Origin of the sequence: Pseudomonas sp. 43A (genome assembly GCF_013363935.1) — a bacterium.
GTDB lineage: Bacteria > Pseudomonadota > Gammaproteobacteria > Pseudomonadales > Pseudomonadaceae > Aquipseudomonas > Aquipseudomonas crudilactis.
The window spans coordinates 970745-985187 of record NZ_CP054880.1 but is presented as its reverse complement, the minus strand read 5'-3'; the positions used below and the strand labels follow the sequence as shown (position 1 = coordinate 985187).

The window sequence follows — 14443 nt, the reverse complement described above, 5'->3', positions numbered from 1 at the left end:
CGGCAAACTCAGACAATCGGCTTTTCACCATACCAACGCGGCGTGTAAACCCAATCCCCACCGGTTGCCCGTGGAAACGTGCACGTGGTCGAAGAGCCGATCAGTACCATCGTGCGCATGTCCACCTGGTCCGCGGTCAACGCGCCCAACGTCGTGGTGCGTAAGGTCTGTCCCGGGCGACCGATGTCACGGCCCAGAACCACCGGGGTTTGCGGCGTGCGGTGCTGTGCGACGATTTCCAGTGCCCGGCCCAGTTGCCACGGACGGGCGCGAGAGATCGGGTTGTAGAACGCCAGCGCCAGATCCGCTTCCGCAGCCAGGTCCAGACGTTTCTCGATGATCGACCACGGCTTGAGGTTGTCCGATAGCGACATTACGCAGAAGTCATGACCCAGCGGCGCACCGGCCTGCGCGGCGGTGGCCAGCGAGGCCGAGACACCCGGCAGGATTTCCAGGTCAACGCTGTGCCACGCCGGATCATCGGACTCGTGCAACGCCTCCAGCACCGCCGCCGCCATGGCAAATACGCCCGGGTCGCCGGACGATACAACAATCACCGAGCGCCCCTCGGCCGCCAGCCTGAAGGCGTGACGAGCACGCTGCATTTCTTCGCGGTTGTCGGTGCAGTGCTGGATTTGATCATCACGGAAAGGCCCGGCCATGCGCACGTAGGTTTCGTAGCCGAGCACGTCGGTGGCGCGGGCCAGTTCGGCTTTTACCGCCGGCACCATCAGTTCGGCAGCGCCGGGACCGAGACCGATCACCGCCACACGCCCACGTGCTCGGCCGATTTGCGCGACGTCCAAAGGCTGTTCGGCAACAGCGATTGCCATGTCGTTGGCAATGACGACCTTCGCCTGTGGCACAGCCGCCAATGCCATCGCCTCGATATCGCTCAATGCCGAGACAAAGCGCAACGGCACACCCAATTCCATTGCCGCTTCATGCAGATTCGTCGAGGCCATTTCGGTCTCTGCCGCCAACAGACAGGCCAGCGCCTGCACTGCAAGATGCGCTTGCTGCAACGCCGCGCGGACGATGTTCGGCAAATCCGCCACTTCGGCGCTGACTGCCACCGCGACACTGCGCGGATAAATCAACAACTCATTGGCACACGCCACACGCTCGGCGCTGCCGACATGAATCGAGCGCTGCGCCTGCGGATCTTCCGGCAATTGCGCCTGATCCAGCCAGGGCGCCGCGCCTTCGATGCGTACGCTGTGCCCGGCCAAAAGATCGGAGACAAATCGCTTGCCCAGTTCCAGATCGCCCAGCGCGTAAACACTCGGTGGGTTGAGCAGGCACGTGCCAAAACGCAACTCGCCGCTGGTGGTGATCGCCGCTGCGACTTGCAGCCCGGCAGCGATGTCCCGCGCCATGACATTTACTCCGCCGAGACCACCAAGCAGCGGCACCACAGCGCTGCCGTCTTCGGCAACGGCCAGCACCGGTGGTTCGGCGCCTTTCTCCAGCAGCAGCGGCGCGAGTGTGCGGATGACAATGCCGGCCGCGCACAGGGCAATGATCGGTGTGTCCTGCTGATACAGCTCGCGCACGGTCGCGCCGAATTCCTGATACGTCAGGTCGGCGCCTTCGACGCGCCCGGCGAGGCCGTGGATCTGCGCCGCCGGATAGACCTGCTGAATGCGCCGCGCGGTGGCCAGGCTGCCCTGACCGAGAATGACGATGGCTGGTGTGGATTGAGTCATCAGCCTTGCCACCGTTCGCCCGGCACAATGATCAGCGAGAAGTACGGCGACGACATCGGCTCGACCTGATCCATCGGCACAATCCTCTGATTGGCCATGGTTGCGCGCTCGACGTACAGCGCGCGTTCGGCCAGACCGAGTTCTTCCAGCACCTGACGCACCTTGGGGAAGTTGCGCCCCAGCTTCATGATCACCGCCGCGTCGGCATCGGCCAGACGTCGCTTCAGCTCTTCATGGGGCAACACGCCGGAAAGCACCGACAGGCTCTGATTGCGATACACCAACGGCGCGCCCAGCACCGAAGCGCCACCGAGCATTGAGCAAACGCCCGGCACCACTTGCGCTTCGTACCGGCTGGCGAGGCGATCGTGCAGGTACATGTAGGAGCCGTAGAAGAACGGATCGCCTTCGCAGATCACCGCGACGTCGCGCCCGGCATCCAGATGTGCCGCGACGGTTTCGGCAGCCTCATCGTAGAAATCGCTGATCACTTGTTCGTAAGACAATGGCGCCGGCAGCACTTCGGTGGTCACCGGGTACACCAGCGGCAGCAGATTCTGTGCGTCTTGCAGATGCGCTTCGATGATGCCGAACGCATTACCTTTCTTGCCTTTGGCAACGAAGTACGCCACCACCGGCGAATCGCGCAGCAGGCGCAAGGCCTTGACGGTAATCAGTTCCGGATCACCGGGGCCGACGCCCAGGCCTAGCAAACGTCCTTTGGCCTGCATCATTCGATCTCCGTGGCGAGGGCATTGACAGCCGCAGCGGCCATGGCACTGCCACCGAGGCGGCCTTGCATGATCACGAACGGCACACCACGGCTGTCGGCGGCCAGTGCGGCTTTCGACTCAGCGGCGCCGACGAAACCCACCGGGAAGCCGAGAATCAGCGCCGGTTTCGGTGCGCCGGCGTCGAGCATTTCCAGCAGATAAAACAGTGCGGTCGGCGCATTGCCGATCACCACCACACTGCCCTCAAGGTGCGGACGCCACAGTTCCAGCGCAGCGGCGGAACGGGTGTTGCCCAGTTCACGAGCCAGCTCCGGCACACTCTCGTCACGCAACGTGCAGATCACTTCATTGCTGGCCGGCAGGCGTGCGCGGGTCACGCCTTCGGAAACCATCCGCGCGTCACAGAGGATCGGCGCACCGGCGGCCAGCGCATCGCGCCCGGCCTTGCCGGCACCTTCGGAAAATTGCAGACCGTCGATGGCCTCGACCATGCCGCAGGCGTGGATAACTCGCACCGCGAGTTTTTCCAGATCGGCCGGGATGCGCGCCAGATTGGCCTCGCTGCGAATGATCGCGAAGGAGTTGCGATAGATCTCCTGACCGTCGCGGATGTAATCAAGCATCAAAGGGGCTCCGAGAGCGGGCGGCGAGCAGGGTCGCGACCGCTTCAATAGTAAGGTTGCGTGCGTGCAGCGTGCCGAAACCCGGCAGCGTGGCATCGCGGAAATAGAGGTCATAATGACCGCGGCTGACCGCCAGCAAAGTGACTGGCGCGCGGTGAGCGGCAGCGCACGAACGCGGGCAGCCGGACAGGTGCACGCTGACACCCGAGGGCAGCAGCGTCGCCAGATGGCGCGCATCCTGTTTGGTGTCGGCCAGGCCTTTGCCGCAGCCATTGGCACCGGTGCAGGCGATCAGCTGTGCCAGCGGCTCGCCGGAATCGGTCAGCAGATTCGACTGCTCGAGTGCCTCAAGCACCACAGGTGCATCGGCCGCTTCGACATTCGGCAGCAGCAGACTTTGCCATGGTGTGAAGCGCAGGCTGCCGTCGCCGTACTGGCGAGCCAGTTGCGCAGCGGCGCGCAACATCGCCGGATCAAGACGCCCGAGCGGCGGCACGGCGCCGACGTACACCCGCCCCGAGGTATGTTGCGGATGAGCGCCGATGTGCAGATCCCGCGCAACGGCAGTGCGCTGCCACTGGCTGACCGACTTGATCGGCACGCGCGTGCGCAGGGCGTCGAGAAAGGCCAGCATCGGCAGTTCATCGAGCAAATGGCGCATCCGCGTTTGCTCGGGGCGGGCCAGTTGCAGGAACAATTCCAGCACAGCGACCACCAGCGCATGGCCGTTTTCTGCCGCCACGGCGCCGACTGCGCGATCCGTCGGGCACCCGGCCAGGCCGAATGCCCAGAATCGTTCCCCGTCGCGCTCAAACGCCGACAACCACAGGTCATGCGGATGTTCGAGCATCGCCAGCGCTTCGCCGCCATCGAGTTGCACGGCAAACTTGGCGCTCAATTCATGAAAGTGTGAATGGCTTTGCAAGGTGTCGAGGATCAGCTCGGCCAGTGCGCGGGTGTCGACGCGCATCTGTCGGTCGATGCCGGCGGCCGGGCTGAGCATCAGGTTGCGCACGTCATCACCGGCGGCGGTGCGCGGGCCGAGCCCGGCAGCAAGCAAACGCTCGATCAGCGCTGCGGATTGCTCACCAATCCCGCGAATCTGCAGATTGGCCCGGTTGGTCGCTTCAATGGCCCCGCCAGCAAACTGTTCGGCGGCCGCGGCCACCGCGTCAGCCTGATCGGCACTGATCGACCCGCCATTGAGCTTGATCCGGCAGATACCGCCGTCCAGTGCCTGGACGATACGCAGCAACCCCGGACAGGCCGAGGGGCGTAAGGCGGTGGACATCGGGCGTTCGTTCAAGGGGCTGACCGGCTGCGTGGGAAAGGCGCTTCGCGGGCGAAGGCGCGGTATTATGCCTGCTTTGTCCACTGGCATGAAAAGTCTGCCCGTCGGAACGGCAGTCTGGCCAAGCGAGCGAGCACATAAAGCGCCCGACACCGGTCAAGGTAAAGCAATGATTTGCTCCTGACGCCGCTCACCCAGTAACGAAATAATCGTCTGGCGGGACAACTCGTAGTCGTCCGGGTCTGCCAGCGCCCTGTAAATATCGATAGAAACGTTCCCCAGGACTTTTTCAGTACTGAAGCGGTGTTCAAGCACATGATCGACAATGGGCTCGTCAAACTCGAAAGCTATCATCACGGTCGTGATGTTCAGTTCCGGGGAAATGACAGCTAACATAAAGCGTATCCACCTTTGTTCATGCAGAACATGCTTTTGCAGCGTGTCTCTTGCCAGTGCCGCCGTCGCCCGCTCCAGTAGTGACGAGAAACTTGAGTCACCCCATATAGCGGATGAAGGCATTCTTTTATGGATAACCTGTTGTGCCAGCCCCAATAAACTGAAATGTCCGGGAGTTGCTGGCGGAAGACTGACCCCGGGATTATCCAACAGCAGTGCGCCAGTGATTCTCATCGCCATTTTGTTGGCATGACACCAGGATTCCCCTAGCGAATAATCCGCAACTTTCCTGGCGGCTGCCGTTTGTGAATAAAGCAAGGCGTCCAGGCTATCGCACTTGTCGGACCCCGACACCTCATCAGCCACGAGAACGATTGCACCCGCGCATACAAACAACTTAAATCCGAAAGCTTCGTCCATGTTTTTTACTTCCTTGAAAGCCAGAGGTTTTCACCTCCGGCCCTGGCTCAATCAGGACTTCTTGCCAAATTCAAGGCTAAGTGCTTTTTGACGCTGTTTCGCGAGTGCATCAACGATTAGCTGTTCAACATCCTTATAGTCTTGCTCCTCGATAGTCATGGTGGCTGCGCCGTTATAGATATCAACGCTGGAAGTTGCCCATTCGACGAACAGGATTTTGGTGGGTTGTACCTTGGCAATATAGTGGACCGCGGCGACCGCCATGGTGATATCACCGTCAGCGTCCTCAAAGGAACTGGTCATACACAAGTTGCCGCCACTGGCCTTCTTCGAGTTATTTTCAAACAGCTTCAACGCCTCCGGCTCATTCTTCAGCGCTTCCATGGTGCTGTCCGCCACAGTCGACAGCACTTTCAATGCCGCTTGCCCCTGATTGATTGCCGCACCCACAGCAGTATGGAGAATGGATAACGCCACGTTATCCATTTTCAGCGATTGCGAAGTGGCCTGATAACGATTGTAGGGCTGACTGAAAGCGAACCAGCCGGCAAGCTTCAGCAGTTTCATGAATTCCTGAAAACGCTGTTCCTTTTGGTTTGCACCAGGGAACCTCAGCAGGGAAGTGATATCGGCGTACATAAAAGTGTTTTTGACGATCCGCTTACTGCGCTTCGACATACTGGCATCAAAGCCGGCAATGCCCGAACCCATTATTGCAGCATTCAATTCATCCTTGTCGACGGGAAGCGTGGAGACAGCCGCCGAGCGTGGAGAAATCGGCAACGGTTGCGACGCGAGAAACTCATTATTCTCCTTAATTAACGCGATACGTTGTGCGGCGGTTACTACTTGCGTGGATACTTCACTCATTACTTAAACACCTTCGATATATTGTGAACGCCAACATGGCGCAGATAAAAAATAACCCGCCACCCAAGCACATTCAAACTTAAACATTATTCAATTAATTTCAACACAGCGACAAACTGGAAATATGCAACACGACAAACATCAAGCTTGAGTCGACAGTTCTATTTCCCTGACCCGAATTTCGCGAACAGCGGCAATCAAGAACTCCCGATGTTTGTCCATCTCGCGAAACGAAGTCACGAAGCGCCTGGACTGAATATCGAGTTGAGCGCGCGTCTGGAAAATATTCCAGAACAAATAAGTTGACGACCCGTTCGATTCGATCAAACGCACGTTAGTTACCACAACCTCCAGTTCCTTGTGAAAATTGTACTGAGCCGGAGAAAATCGAAAGTCACCCTCCTTGCGAAGACCATCGGTCATCATTTCAGTGCCGGCCGTATCGTTTCGAAGTAGCTGGAAGGATTCCCTCATGCTTCTGACCGTCGCTTTGCTCAACTGTCCCGACAGCGACTTTTCCCAAGCGTCCAGCACATCGCCGGTGAAACTCTTTTCTACAACTATCACTGGAGCATGTTCCAGGCTCCAGCCGATCGACCAAAGTACTCCGGAATAATATTCGAACCAGTCCGCCGAGGACTGCTTTCTGTTGTAGCGCAGGTCTGCCCGGTATTCCGCCAGACGCATACTGTCCTTGATGAAGCGCTGATCCTGCCGAGCAACCCCGGACATAAAAGTCAGAAAGTTACTGCCCATGACGGCGGCATCGCTGCCCCCAGAGTACAACTCAGCACTCACATGTAATTCATTCATATATAAAACTCTCTCATTATTTATTTACCCGTTGACACTTGCCCACCCGCACTGCAAACACTGTGAAAACCTCATAACATGAACAAATGAAAAACAACTTACCAACAAAAAAAGCCCAACTAAAAAAACAACCTAGACATCTTGTTTCTGACAACCCATTCAAATGGAGAGCAGTCAGTTGGCTGCCGGCGAGTTATCATGCCGCCCAATAATGGCAGGCGCGGAATAGAGGAACGGCATGACCCCTTGGCTGACGGTTGTAGGTATCGCCGAAGACGGCTTTAAAGGCCTGGGCAAAAATGCCCGGCGTGCCCTGCTGGGCGCCTCGCGGATCGTCGGTGGCCAGCGCCAACTGGATCTGCTGCCGGTGTGCATTCGCGGCGAACGGCAGTTGTGGCCGAGCCCGTTTTCCCTCGCGCCGGTGCTGGCGCAGCGTGGCGAAGCGGTCTGCGTGCTGGCCAGTGGTGACCCGATGTTCTACGGCGTCGGTGCAAGTCTCGCTCGCCAGGTGCCGAGCAACGAAATGTTGATTCTGCCCGCACCTTCGTCGTGCTCGCTGGCTGCGGCCCGCCTCGGCTGGCCGTTGCAGGAGGTGGTGACGCTGTCGCTGGTGGCCCGGCCACTGGCGGCACTCAATGCACAACTGTTCAGCGGTGTGCGGCTGTTGTTGCTGAGCAATGACGGTCAGAGTCCGGCGGCTGTTGCGCAATTGCTCCGTGAGCGCGGATTTGGTTCGAGTCGCCTGAGCGTTCTCGAGCATCTTGGCGGTGACGCCGAGCGGCGCATCGACAGCACCGCCAACGCATGGGACGACGCGCCGATAGCCGACCTCAATGTCATCGCCATCGAGTGCCAGGCTGATAGCGACGCCCCGCGCCTGTCGCGCCTGGCCGGTCTGCCCGACTCGGCATTCCAGCACGACGGCCAGTTGACCAAGCGCGACGTACGCGCCATCACCCTCGCCCGCCTCGCCCCGACCCCCGGCGAACTGCTCTGGGATGTCGGCGCCGGCAGCGGTTCGATCGGTATCGAGTGGATGCGCGCGCACCCGAGCTGCCGCGCACTGGCCATCGAGGCCGATGATGGCCGTCAGCAATTGATCGAGCACAACCGCGATGCACTGGGCGTGCCCGGCCTGCATCTGATTCGCGGCAAGGCACCGCAGGCTCTCGCCGGACTGGAGCGCCCGGATGCGATTTTCATCGGCGGCGGCGTCACCCGTGAAGGCGTCTTCGAAACCTGCTGGGAACACCTCAAACCGGGTGGTCGTCTGGTAGCCAACGCAGTGACCCTGCAAAGCGAAGTGGCCCTGATGAATTGGCGCGAACGTTACGGTGGCGAACTGACGCGCATACACGTCGCCCAGGCGCAGCCGCTCGGCGAATTCGACACTTGGCGTCAGGCGCTGCCAATCACCCTGCTCGACCTGGTCAAACCCCTCGATGCGTGACGAAACTGCCGAACAACCTGCGCCCTTGCGCAGCGGCCTGACCACCGGCAGCTGCGCCACCGCCACCAGCCTCGCCGCTGCACGCCTGTTGCTCGGCGGGGTTTCGGCCGATGCGGTGCAGATCGTTTTGCCCAAAGGCAAACAGGTGCAGATGCGTCTGGAGTTCTGTCGTTTGACCGACGACGGTGCCGAGGCCGGGACGATCAAGGATGCCGGTGACGATCCCGACGTGACCCACGGCGCTCTGCTCTATTCGCGGGTACGGCTAATGGCCGAACCGGGGATTCGCTTCAATGCTGGCGCCGGCGTAGGCACCGTGACCCGGCCGGGGCTGGTGCTGGGTGTCGGTGAACCGGCTATCAACCCGGTGCCGCGCAAAATGATCAGCGATCACTTGACGCTGCTCGCCGCCGAGACGGGTTATGCCGGCGGCTTCGACGTCACGGTCAACGTCGAGGGTGGTGAAGCACTGGCGCTGAAAACCATGAACCCACGGCTGGGCATTCTCGGTGGATTATCGATCCTCGGCACCAGCGGCATCGTTCGGCCGTTCTCTTGCGCGGCCTACATTGCCTCGATCCATCAAGGCATCGATGTGGCGAAAACCAACGGTTATTTGCACATCGCCGCCTGCACCGGCAACGCCAGCGAAGACACCATGCGTCGGGTCTACAACCTGCCGGAAATCGCTCTGATCGAAATGGGCGACTTCGTCGGCGCGGTGCTCAAGCATGTGCGCAAAGTGCCTGTGGATAAACTCAGCCTGTGCGGCGGCTTCGGCAAGATCAGCAAACTGGCGGCCGGGCACATGGACCTGCACTCGCGGCATTCGAGTATCGACCTGCCACAACTGGCGGAGTGGGCGGCGGCGATTGGCGCCGATGAAGCGTTGCAGCAAGGCATTCGTGAGGCCAATACCAGCCAGCAGGCATTGGCCATGGCCAGTGCGGCGGGGGTCGCCCTCGGTGATGAAGTCTGCCGCCATGCGTTGAATTTCGCCCGTAGCGTATTGCCCGCGCAGGTACAGGTCGAGGTGTTTGCGATTGATCGTCAGGGCGGGATTGTCGGGCATGCCGGAGGTTTTGCATGAAGCGGATATTGTTGCTGGGCGGCGTGACCGAAGCGCTGGCGATTGCCCGCACACTCGGGCCAGAACATATCTATAGCCTCGCTGGCGTTGGCCGGGTGCCGACGGATCTGACCTGTCAGGTGCGCGTCGGTGGCTACGGTGGCGCTGAGGGTCTGGCGCAATTCATTCGCGACGAAGGCATCGATCTGCTGCTCGACGCCACGCATCCCTATGCCGCACAGATCAGCCAGAATGCCGCCACCGCCGCGCGGCTGACCGACATTCCCTGCTGGGCATTACGTCGCCCGGCGTGGCAACCGCAGCCCGGTGATGACTGGCGCGAAGTCAGCGACTGGGCTGAGCTGATCGCTGCCCTCAAGGCGTTTCGCCGACCGCTGTTCACCCTCGGCCGCGAACCGCTGCAGCACCTCGATGAGATCCCTCAGGACCAGTTCTGGACCCTGCGCGCCCTCGACGTCTATCCCGGCAACCAACGCTGCGAAGTCATCGGCGCGCGCGGTCCGTTTCTGCTGGAGGATGAGCGAGCGCTGTTCGAGCGACGGCAGATCGATGTGTTGATCAGCAAGAACAGCGGCAGCACCGCGACCGAGCCGAAGCTGGAAGTGGCGCGCGAGCGTGGGGTGCCGGTGCTGGTGTTGAAGCGACCGGGGTTGCCGGGGGTTGATCGGGAGTTTGCCTCGGTCGACAAAATCCTCGCTGCCCTCGCTGCCCTCGCGACCTTTAACCGTATCTGAAAATAAGCACAGATCTCACGGCCGCCTGCGCCGGCAAGTCGAATCGTCGCACCGCCGCTTCCACTGGGTTCGCGGGGTGAACAGGCAATGTGGTCGCCACCGAACAGTGTGGGAGCGAGCCTGCTCGCGAAAACGTCGGCAAAGTCTGCACATCATTGCCTGACCCACCGCTTTCGCGAGCAGGCTCGCTCCCACAATGTCACGGGCTCGGCCGGATATCTGACCTGAATCCTACAAACGCACCGGACACTGCCCACAACAACTTAACGAATCACTGACTATCGGCATTCAGCGTCCACCTCTACGCTCAACGTCTTTGATTCCAAGGGCGTACATATCCAATGTCAGAAAAATTCTCCCGTTTCGACGTCAAGGATTACCTCAAAACGCCTGCCGATCTTAGCGAATACATCAAGGGTTATGAGATCGAAGACTCGGGCGATGGGCAGCTCAACCGGGTGGCGCTCCGAGACTACAAGCAGACCATTCGTGCACGAATAGAAAGCGACTCGAATTTCGCCCAGGCAATGCGAATCGAAGCCGCTACACTCATTTATAACGGCGAAATCGAGCTGGGGCGCAGGCTTCTCAAGCTCTTGCAGGCAGCACTGCGACACCAGACCGCACGACGCTTTTTTACTTATCGGCCCTGATCAGGCTAAATAGCCGCGCCTGATCGCCCACCCAATGGACCTGTCCCATGAACCGACACCGGCTGGCAATTGCCTGGATCGCCTGCTTTGCAGTGCTGTTCAACATGCTTGCCATGCCGATGACCGGGGCGATGGCGCAGGCGGCCAATTCACCGGCCGAGCAATTGCTCTGGAGCAGTTTCTGCACCGGCAGCGGGACGAAGATGGTGGCGATCAACATCGGCACCACCGAGCAAAAGGCCCCGAGCAACGACAGCCATTCGAACATGCAGCATTGCTGGTGCTGCTCGGGTTCGGCGCCATTGGTGGCGCTGCCGGGGCATTCGCCGCAGCTGTATTTCGCCCGCTACGAAAGCAATCGCAGCGTCGCGCCAGCCTCGTTGCAAACACCCACGCCGCGCCAGCAATGGCCGAGTCTCAATCCCCGCGCCTCCCCTCTGGTTTGATTTGTTCGCGCAATTGACCTGCGTTTCAAATCGTTCTGGAGAACTGCCATGTTGAACAAACTCATCGTAATCGCTGCGCTGCTGCTGCCGGCGTGCTTTGCCCATGCTCACGAATACAAGGCCGGCGAGCTGGAAATCGCTCATCCGTGGTCGCAAGAGTTGCCGCCGAATGCACCGACGGTTGCCGCCTATTTCATCATTCACAACGGCGGCAAGACGGACGACCGCCTGCTCAGCGTCGACTCGCCCATCGCCCCCGAAGCGCAACTGCACGAACACGTCATGCAGGGCGATCTGATGAAGATGCAGCAAGTGCCGAGCGTGGAAATTCCCGCTGGCGGCAACGTGACCTTCGCGCCGATGGCCTATCACGTGATGCTGCTCAACCCGACCGATCGCAGCCTGCTCAGCGACGGCAAACGCTTCCCGCTGACGCTGCATTTCGAGAAGGCCGGTGACGTCACCGTCGAAGTCTCGGTGCAGAAGAAACCGCCGGAAACCACGCAGGCCCACGCGCACGCCCAGTAAGCCTTCCGGCAGACTCCGCCCATGCGCCCGCTGAGCGCCAGGCCGCCACTGCAACGCCGTCAGACTGAAACGCTGACTCGCGGCAGCTGGATCGCCCTGTTCGCCATGTTGATGATCTTCATCGGCCCACTGATTTCTCAGTCGATGCCGATGGACCAACACGCCTCGACTTCGATGCCGATGAGCATGGACATGTCGATGGACATGCCCGGCATGGATCACTCGGGCCACGACGCCAAGCCTTCCGCCGAACACTGCCCACCGCAATCCTCGCACCACGTGCTGTGGGAAAAATGCGGCTATTGCAGCCTGCTGTTCAATTGCCCGGCACTGACCGGCGGTGGCGATTTCGTCGCCTTCAATATCCCGCCGCTGAACACCTTCACCCCGCCCTCGCCACACCTGGGCCACGCCCGGCAAACCTTCTTTCCCGGCGCTCGCACCCGCGCCCCGCCCGTCACAACGTAAACACGCACCTTTGATTGCACACGGTTGAGAAGACAGCTTCAGGCTGCCGGCCGTGTCGTTTACGACTGTTTGATGGAAATTGTCATGTCCAGGTTTGCTGCTGTTCCACGCTCGGGTTCCACCCCGGGATCCTTCGCTTTGAACGAATCGCGGATTCGTTTCAGGCACGCTACCGCCGTCCTTTGCGGCGTCCTGCTGTCCCCGCTGGTGCTGGCCGATGATCACACCGCGCACAACGAAGAACTCAGCCCGACGGTGATTACTGCAATCGCCCCGAGTTCACCGCTGACCATCGTCACCAATCCAAAAGACCCGCGCCAACCGGTGCCGGCCAGTGACGGCGGCGATTATCTGAAGACCATTCCGGGCTTTGCGCTGGTGCGCAATGGCGGCACCAACGGCGATCCGGTGCTGCGCGGCATGTTCGGCTCACGCCTGAACATCCTCACCAATGGCAGCATGATGCTCGGCGCCTGCCCCGGCCGAATGGACGCGCCGACCTCGTATATCTCGCCGGAAACCTACGACAAACTCACCGTGATCAAAGGCCCGCAAACCGTGCTTTACGGTCCGGGTGCATCGGCAGGTACGGTGCTGTTTGATCGTGAACCGGAGAGCTTCGGCGAACTCGGCACACGGGTGAACGCGAGCATTCTGGCTGGCTCCCACGGACGCTTCGACAAGGTCGTCGACGCCGCTGCCGGTGGCCCATTGGGCTACGTGCGCGTGATCGGCAACACCGCGCATTCCGACGATTACCGCGATGGCAACAACGACATCGTCGCCTCGCGCTACGACAAGTGGAACGGCGACGTCGCCGTCGGCTGGACCCCGGACGCCGACACCCTGATCGAACTCACCGCAGGCAAGGGTGACGGCGAAGCACGCTACGCCGGACGCGGCATGGACGGCTCGCAGTTTCTGCGTGAAAGCCTCGGCCTGCGTTTCGAAAAATCCAACATCACTGATGTGTTGGAGAAACTCGAAGCGCAGGTCTACTACAACTACGCCGACCACGTGATGGACAACTACACCCTGCGCACGCCGTCCGGCACCGGCATGATGGCCGGGCCCATGGCGTCCAACGTCGACCGCCGCACCCTTGGCGCACGGATCAAAGCCACTTGGCGTTGGGCTGATATCCAGTTGATCACCGGCCTCGACGCGCAGACCAACGAACACCGCCAACGCAGCGGCATGGGCATCGACACCTACAAGGATCAGCCGTACAGCAAGGACGCCGATTTCCATAACTACGGCGTGTTCAGCGAAATGACCTGGTACGCCGCCGACCGTGATCGGCTGATCACTGGCGCCCGCGTCGACCGCGCCTCGGCCAAGGATTATCGGCAAACCACCGGTTCGGGAATGATGAGCCGCCCCAACCCGACCGCCGATGACACCCGTGCCGACACCCTGCCGAGCGGTTTCCTCCGTTACGAGCATGACCTCGCTGACAGCCCGACCACGCTCTATGCAGGCCTCGGCCACGCACAACGTTTCCCGGATTACTGGGAGCTGTTTTCGCCCAAGTCCGGCCCGGCTGGCTCGGTCAATGCGTTCGACTCGATCAAACCGGAAAAGACCACTCAGTTCGACTTCGGCGTGAACTACAAATCTGCCGAACTTGAAGCCTGGGCTTCCGGTTATATCGGCGTGGTCCGCGACTACATCCTCTTCGACTACACGCCCGGAATGATGGGCATGAGCACCTCGCGCGCCGAGAACATCGACGCGCGGATCATGGGCGGTGAGCTCGGTGCCGCCTACAGACTCACCGACCACTGGAAAGCCGATGCGACCCTGGCTTACGCCTGGGGCGAGAACAGCAGTGACGGCAAGGCTCTGCCGCAGATGCCGCCGCTGGATGCACGCTTCGGTCTGACCTATACCGAAGACAACTGGAGCGCCGGGGCACTGTGGAGAGTAGTCGCCGCGCAAAACCGCATCGACCAGAACAAGGGCAACGTGGTCGGCAAGGATTACGACAAGAGTTCGGGCTTCGGCGTGTTCTCGCTTAACGGTGCCTACCGGATCAACAAGAACTGGAAGGTCAGCAGCGGCGTCGACAACCTGTTCGGCAAGGCTTACGCCGAACACCTGAACCTGGCGGGCAACGCCGGGTTCGGCTACCCGGCCAACGACCCGCAAGCGATCAATGAACCGGGGCGCACGCTCTGGACCAAGGTCGACATGAGTTTCTAACAAGAAAGTCAAA

The 14443-nt window shown here is 60.7% G+C and carries 15 protein-coding genes; 8 read left to right on the top strand and 7 right to left on the bottom strand.

Annotated features, from left to right (window positions below; genetic code table 11):
* Nucleotides 1-8 precede the first annotated feature (8 nt).
* From cobJ to HUW52_RS04220, 7 genes are all read right to left on the bottom strand, one after another.
* Nucleotides 9-1709: a precorrin-3B C(17)-methyltransferase gene (cobJ, locus tag HUW52_RS04250; protein ID WP_175553050.1), complete on the bottom strand. Its 1701-nt coding sequence runs from the start codon at nucleotides 1707-1709 to the stop codon at nucleotides 9-11.
* A complete protein-coding gene (locus tag HUW52_RS04245; protein WP_371929236.1) occupies nucleotides 1709-2443 on the bottom strand; it encodes a precorrin-2 C(20)-methyltransferase in 735 nt (244 codons plus the stop codon). The genes cobJ and HUW52_RS04245 overlap by 1 nt, the downstream gene beginning before the upstream one ends.
* Nucleotides 2440-3066, bottom strand: coding sequence for a precorrin-8X methylmutase (locus tag HUW52_RS04240; RefSeq protein ID WP_016984914.1), 627 nt, complete (start codon nucleotides 3064-3066; stop codon nucleotides 2440-2442). Before HUW52_RS04240 ends, HUW52_RS04245 begins: the two co-directional genes overlap by 4 nt.
* Nucleotides 3059-4357: a precorrin-3B synthase gene (gene cobG / locus HUW52_RS04235; RefSeq protein WP_306149982.1), complete on the bottom strand. Its 1299-nt coding sequence runs from the start codon at nucleotides 4355-4357 to the stop codon at nucleotides 3059-3061. The genes HUW52_RS04240 and cobG overlap by 8 nt, the downstream gene beginning before the upstream one ends.
* 156 nt (nucleotides 4358-4513) lie before the next feature.
* Nucleotides 4514-5173, bottom strand: coding sequence for a hypothetical protein (locus tag HUW52_RS04230; protein ID WP_016984912.1), 660 nt, complete (start codon nucleotides 5171-5173; stop codon nucleotides 4514-4516).
* A 51-nt stretch (nucleotides 5174-5224) separates the two neighbouring features.
* Nucleotides 5225-6043, bottom strand: coding sequence for a hypothetical protein (locus HUW52_RS04225; protein WP_016984911.1), 819 nt, complete (start codon nucleotides 6041-6043; stop codon nucleotides 5225-5227).
* Between the two features lie 141 nt (nucleotides 6044-6184).
* Nucleotides 6185-6856, bottom strand: coding sequence for a hypothetical protein (locus tag HUW52_RS04220; protein WP_016984910.1), 672 nt, complete (start codon nucleotides 6854-6856; stop codon nucleotides 6185-6187).
* Nucleotides 6857-7094: 238 nt separating this feature from the next.
* Here HUW52_RS04220 and cbiE point away from each other — a divergent pair, with 238 nt between their 5' ends.
* The 8 genes from cbiE (at nucleotide 7095) to HUW52_RS04180 (ending at nucleotide 14430) form a co-directional block, all read left to right on the top strand.
* Entirely contained in the window at nucleotides 7095-8306 is a 1212-nt protein-coding gene (gene cbiE, locus HUW52_RS04215; protein ID WP_175553048.1) for a precorrin-6y C5,15-methyltransferase (decarboxylating) subunit CbiE, read from the top strand.
* On the top strand, nucleotides 8299-9396 hold the full coding sequence (locus tag HUW52_RS04210; RefSeq protein ID WP_175553047.1) for a cobalt-precorrin-5B (C(1))-methyltransferase: 1098 nt from the start codon (nucleotides 8299-8301) through the stop codon (nucleotides 9394-9396). The genes cbiE and HUW52_RS04210 overlap by 8 nt, the downstream gene beginning before the upstream one ends.
* Complete coding sequence (locus HUW52_RS04205; RefSeq protein ID WP_175553046.1) at nucleotides 9393-10130, top strand: cobalt-precorrin-6A reductase; 738 nt, start codon at nucleotides 9393-9395, stop codon at nucleotides 10128-10130. The genes HUW52_RS04210 and HUW52_RS04205 overlap by 4 nt, the downstream gene beginning before the upstream one ends.
* 341 nt (nucleotides 10131-10471) lie before the next feature.
* Nucleotides 10472-10783 (top strand): hypothetical protein, encoded by a 312-nt coding sequence (locus HUW52_RS04200; protein ID WP_102899403.1) that lies wholly within the window; start codon nucleotides 10472-10474, stop codon nucleotides 10781-10783.
* A gap of 47 nt (nucleotides 10784-10830) precedes the next feature.
* Nucleotides 10831-11229, top strand: a complete 399-nt coding sequence (locus HUW52_RS04195) for a DUF2946 domain-containing protein (protein ID WP_175553045.1) — start codon at nucleotides 10831-10833, stop codon at nucleotides 11227-11229.
* A gap of 48 nt (nucleotides 11230-11277) precedes the next feature.
* Entirely contained in the window at nucleotides 11278-11757 is a 480-nt protein-coding gene (locus HUW52_RS04190; RefSeq protein WP_175553044.1) for a copper chaperone PCu(A)C, read from the top strand.
* 21 nt (nucleotides 11758-11778) lie between these two features.
* Complete coding sequence (locus HUW52_RS04185; protein WP_175553043.1) at nucleotides 11779-12225, top strand: DUF2946 domain-containing protein; 447 nt, start codon at nucleotides 11779-11781, stop codon at nucleotides 12223-12225.
* Nucleotides 12226-12309: 84 nt separating this feature from the next.
* On the top strand, nucleotides 12310-14430 hold the full coding sequence (locus HUW52_RS04180) for a TonB-dependent copper receptor (protein ID WP_175553042.1): 2121 nt from the start codon (nucleotides 12310-12312) through the stop codon (nucleotides 14428-14430).
* Nucleotides 14431-14443: the final 13 nt, after the last annotated feature.

Coding starts and splice junctions, on each gene's coding strand:
- cobJ (WP_175553050.1), bottom strand. CDS start 1,709: ATGACTCAATCCACACCAGCCATCGTCATTCTCGGTCAGGGCAGCCTG.
- HUW52_RS04180 (WP_175553042.1), top strand. CDS start 12,310: ATGTCCAGGTTTGCTGCTGTTCCACGCTCGGGTTCCACCCCGGGATCC.
- cobG (WP_306149982.1), bottom strand. CDS start 4,357: ATGTCCACCGCCTTACGCCCCTCGGCCTGTCCGGGGTTGCTGCGTATC.
- HUW52_RS04205 (WP_175553046.1), top strand. CDS start 9,393: ATGAAGCGGATATTGTTGCTGGGCGGCGTGACCGAAGCGCTGGCGATT.
- HUW52_RS04240 (WP_016984914.1), bottom strand. CDS start 3,066: ATGCTTGATTACATCCGCGACGGTCAGGAGATCTATCGCAACTCCTTC.
- HUW52_RS04210 (WP_175553047.1), top strand. CDS start 8,299: ATGCGTGACGAAACTGCCGAACAACCTGCGCCCTTGCGCAGCGGCCTG.
- cbiE (WP_175553048.1), top strand. CDS start 7,095: ATGACCCCTTGGCTGACGGTTGTAGGTATCGCCGAAGACGGCTTTAAA.
- HUW52_RS04230 (WP_016984912.1), bottom strand. CDS start 5,173: ATGGACGAAGCTTTCGGATTTAAGTTGTTTGTATGCGCGGGTGCAATC.
- HUW52_RS04200 (WP_102899403.1), top strand. CDS start 10,472: ATGTCAGAAAAATTCTCCCGTTTCGACGTCAAGGATTACCTCAAAACG.
- HUW52_RS04245 (WP_371929236.1), bottom strand. CDS start 2,443: ATGATGCAGGCCAAAGGACGTTTGCTAGGCCTGGGCGTCGGCCCCGGT.
- HUW52_RS04190 (WP_175553044.1), top strand. CDS start 11,278: ATGTTGAACAAACTCATCGTAATCGCTGCGCTGCTGCTGCCGGCGTGC.
- HUW52_RS04185 (WP_175553043.1), top strand. CDS start 11,779: ATGCGCCCGCTGAGCGCCAGGCCGCCACTGCAACGCCGTCAGACTGAA.
- HUW52_RS04225 (WP_016984911.1), bottom strand. CDS start 6,043: ATGAGTGAAGTATCCACGCAAGTAGTAACCGCCGCACAACGTATCGCG.
- HUW52_RS04195 (WP_175553045.1), top strand. CDS start 10,831: ATGAACCGACACCGGCTGGCAATTGCCTGGATCGCCTGCTTTGCAGTG.
- HUW52_RS04220 (WP_016984910.1), bottom strand. CDS start 6,856: ATGAATGAATTACATGTGAGTGCTGAGTTGTACTCTGGGGGCAGCGAT.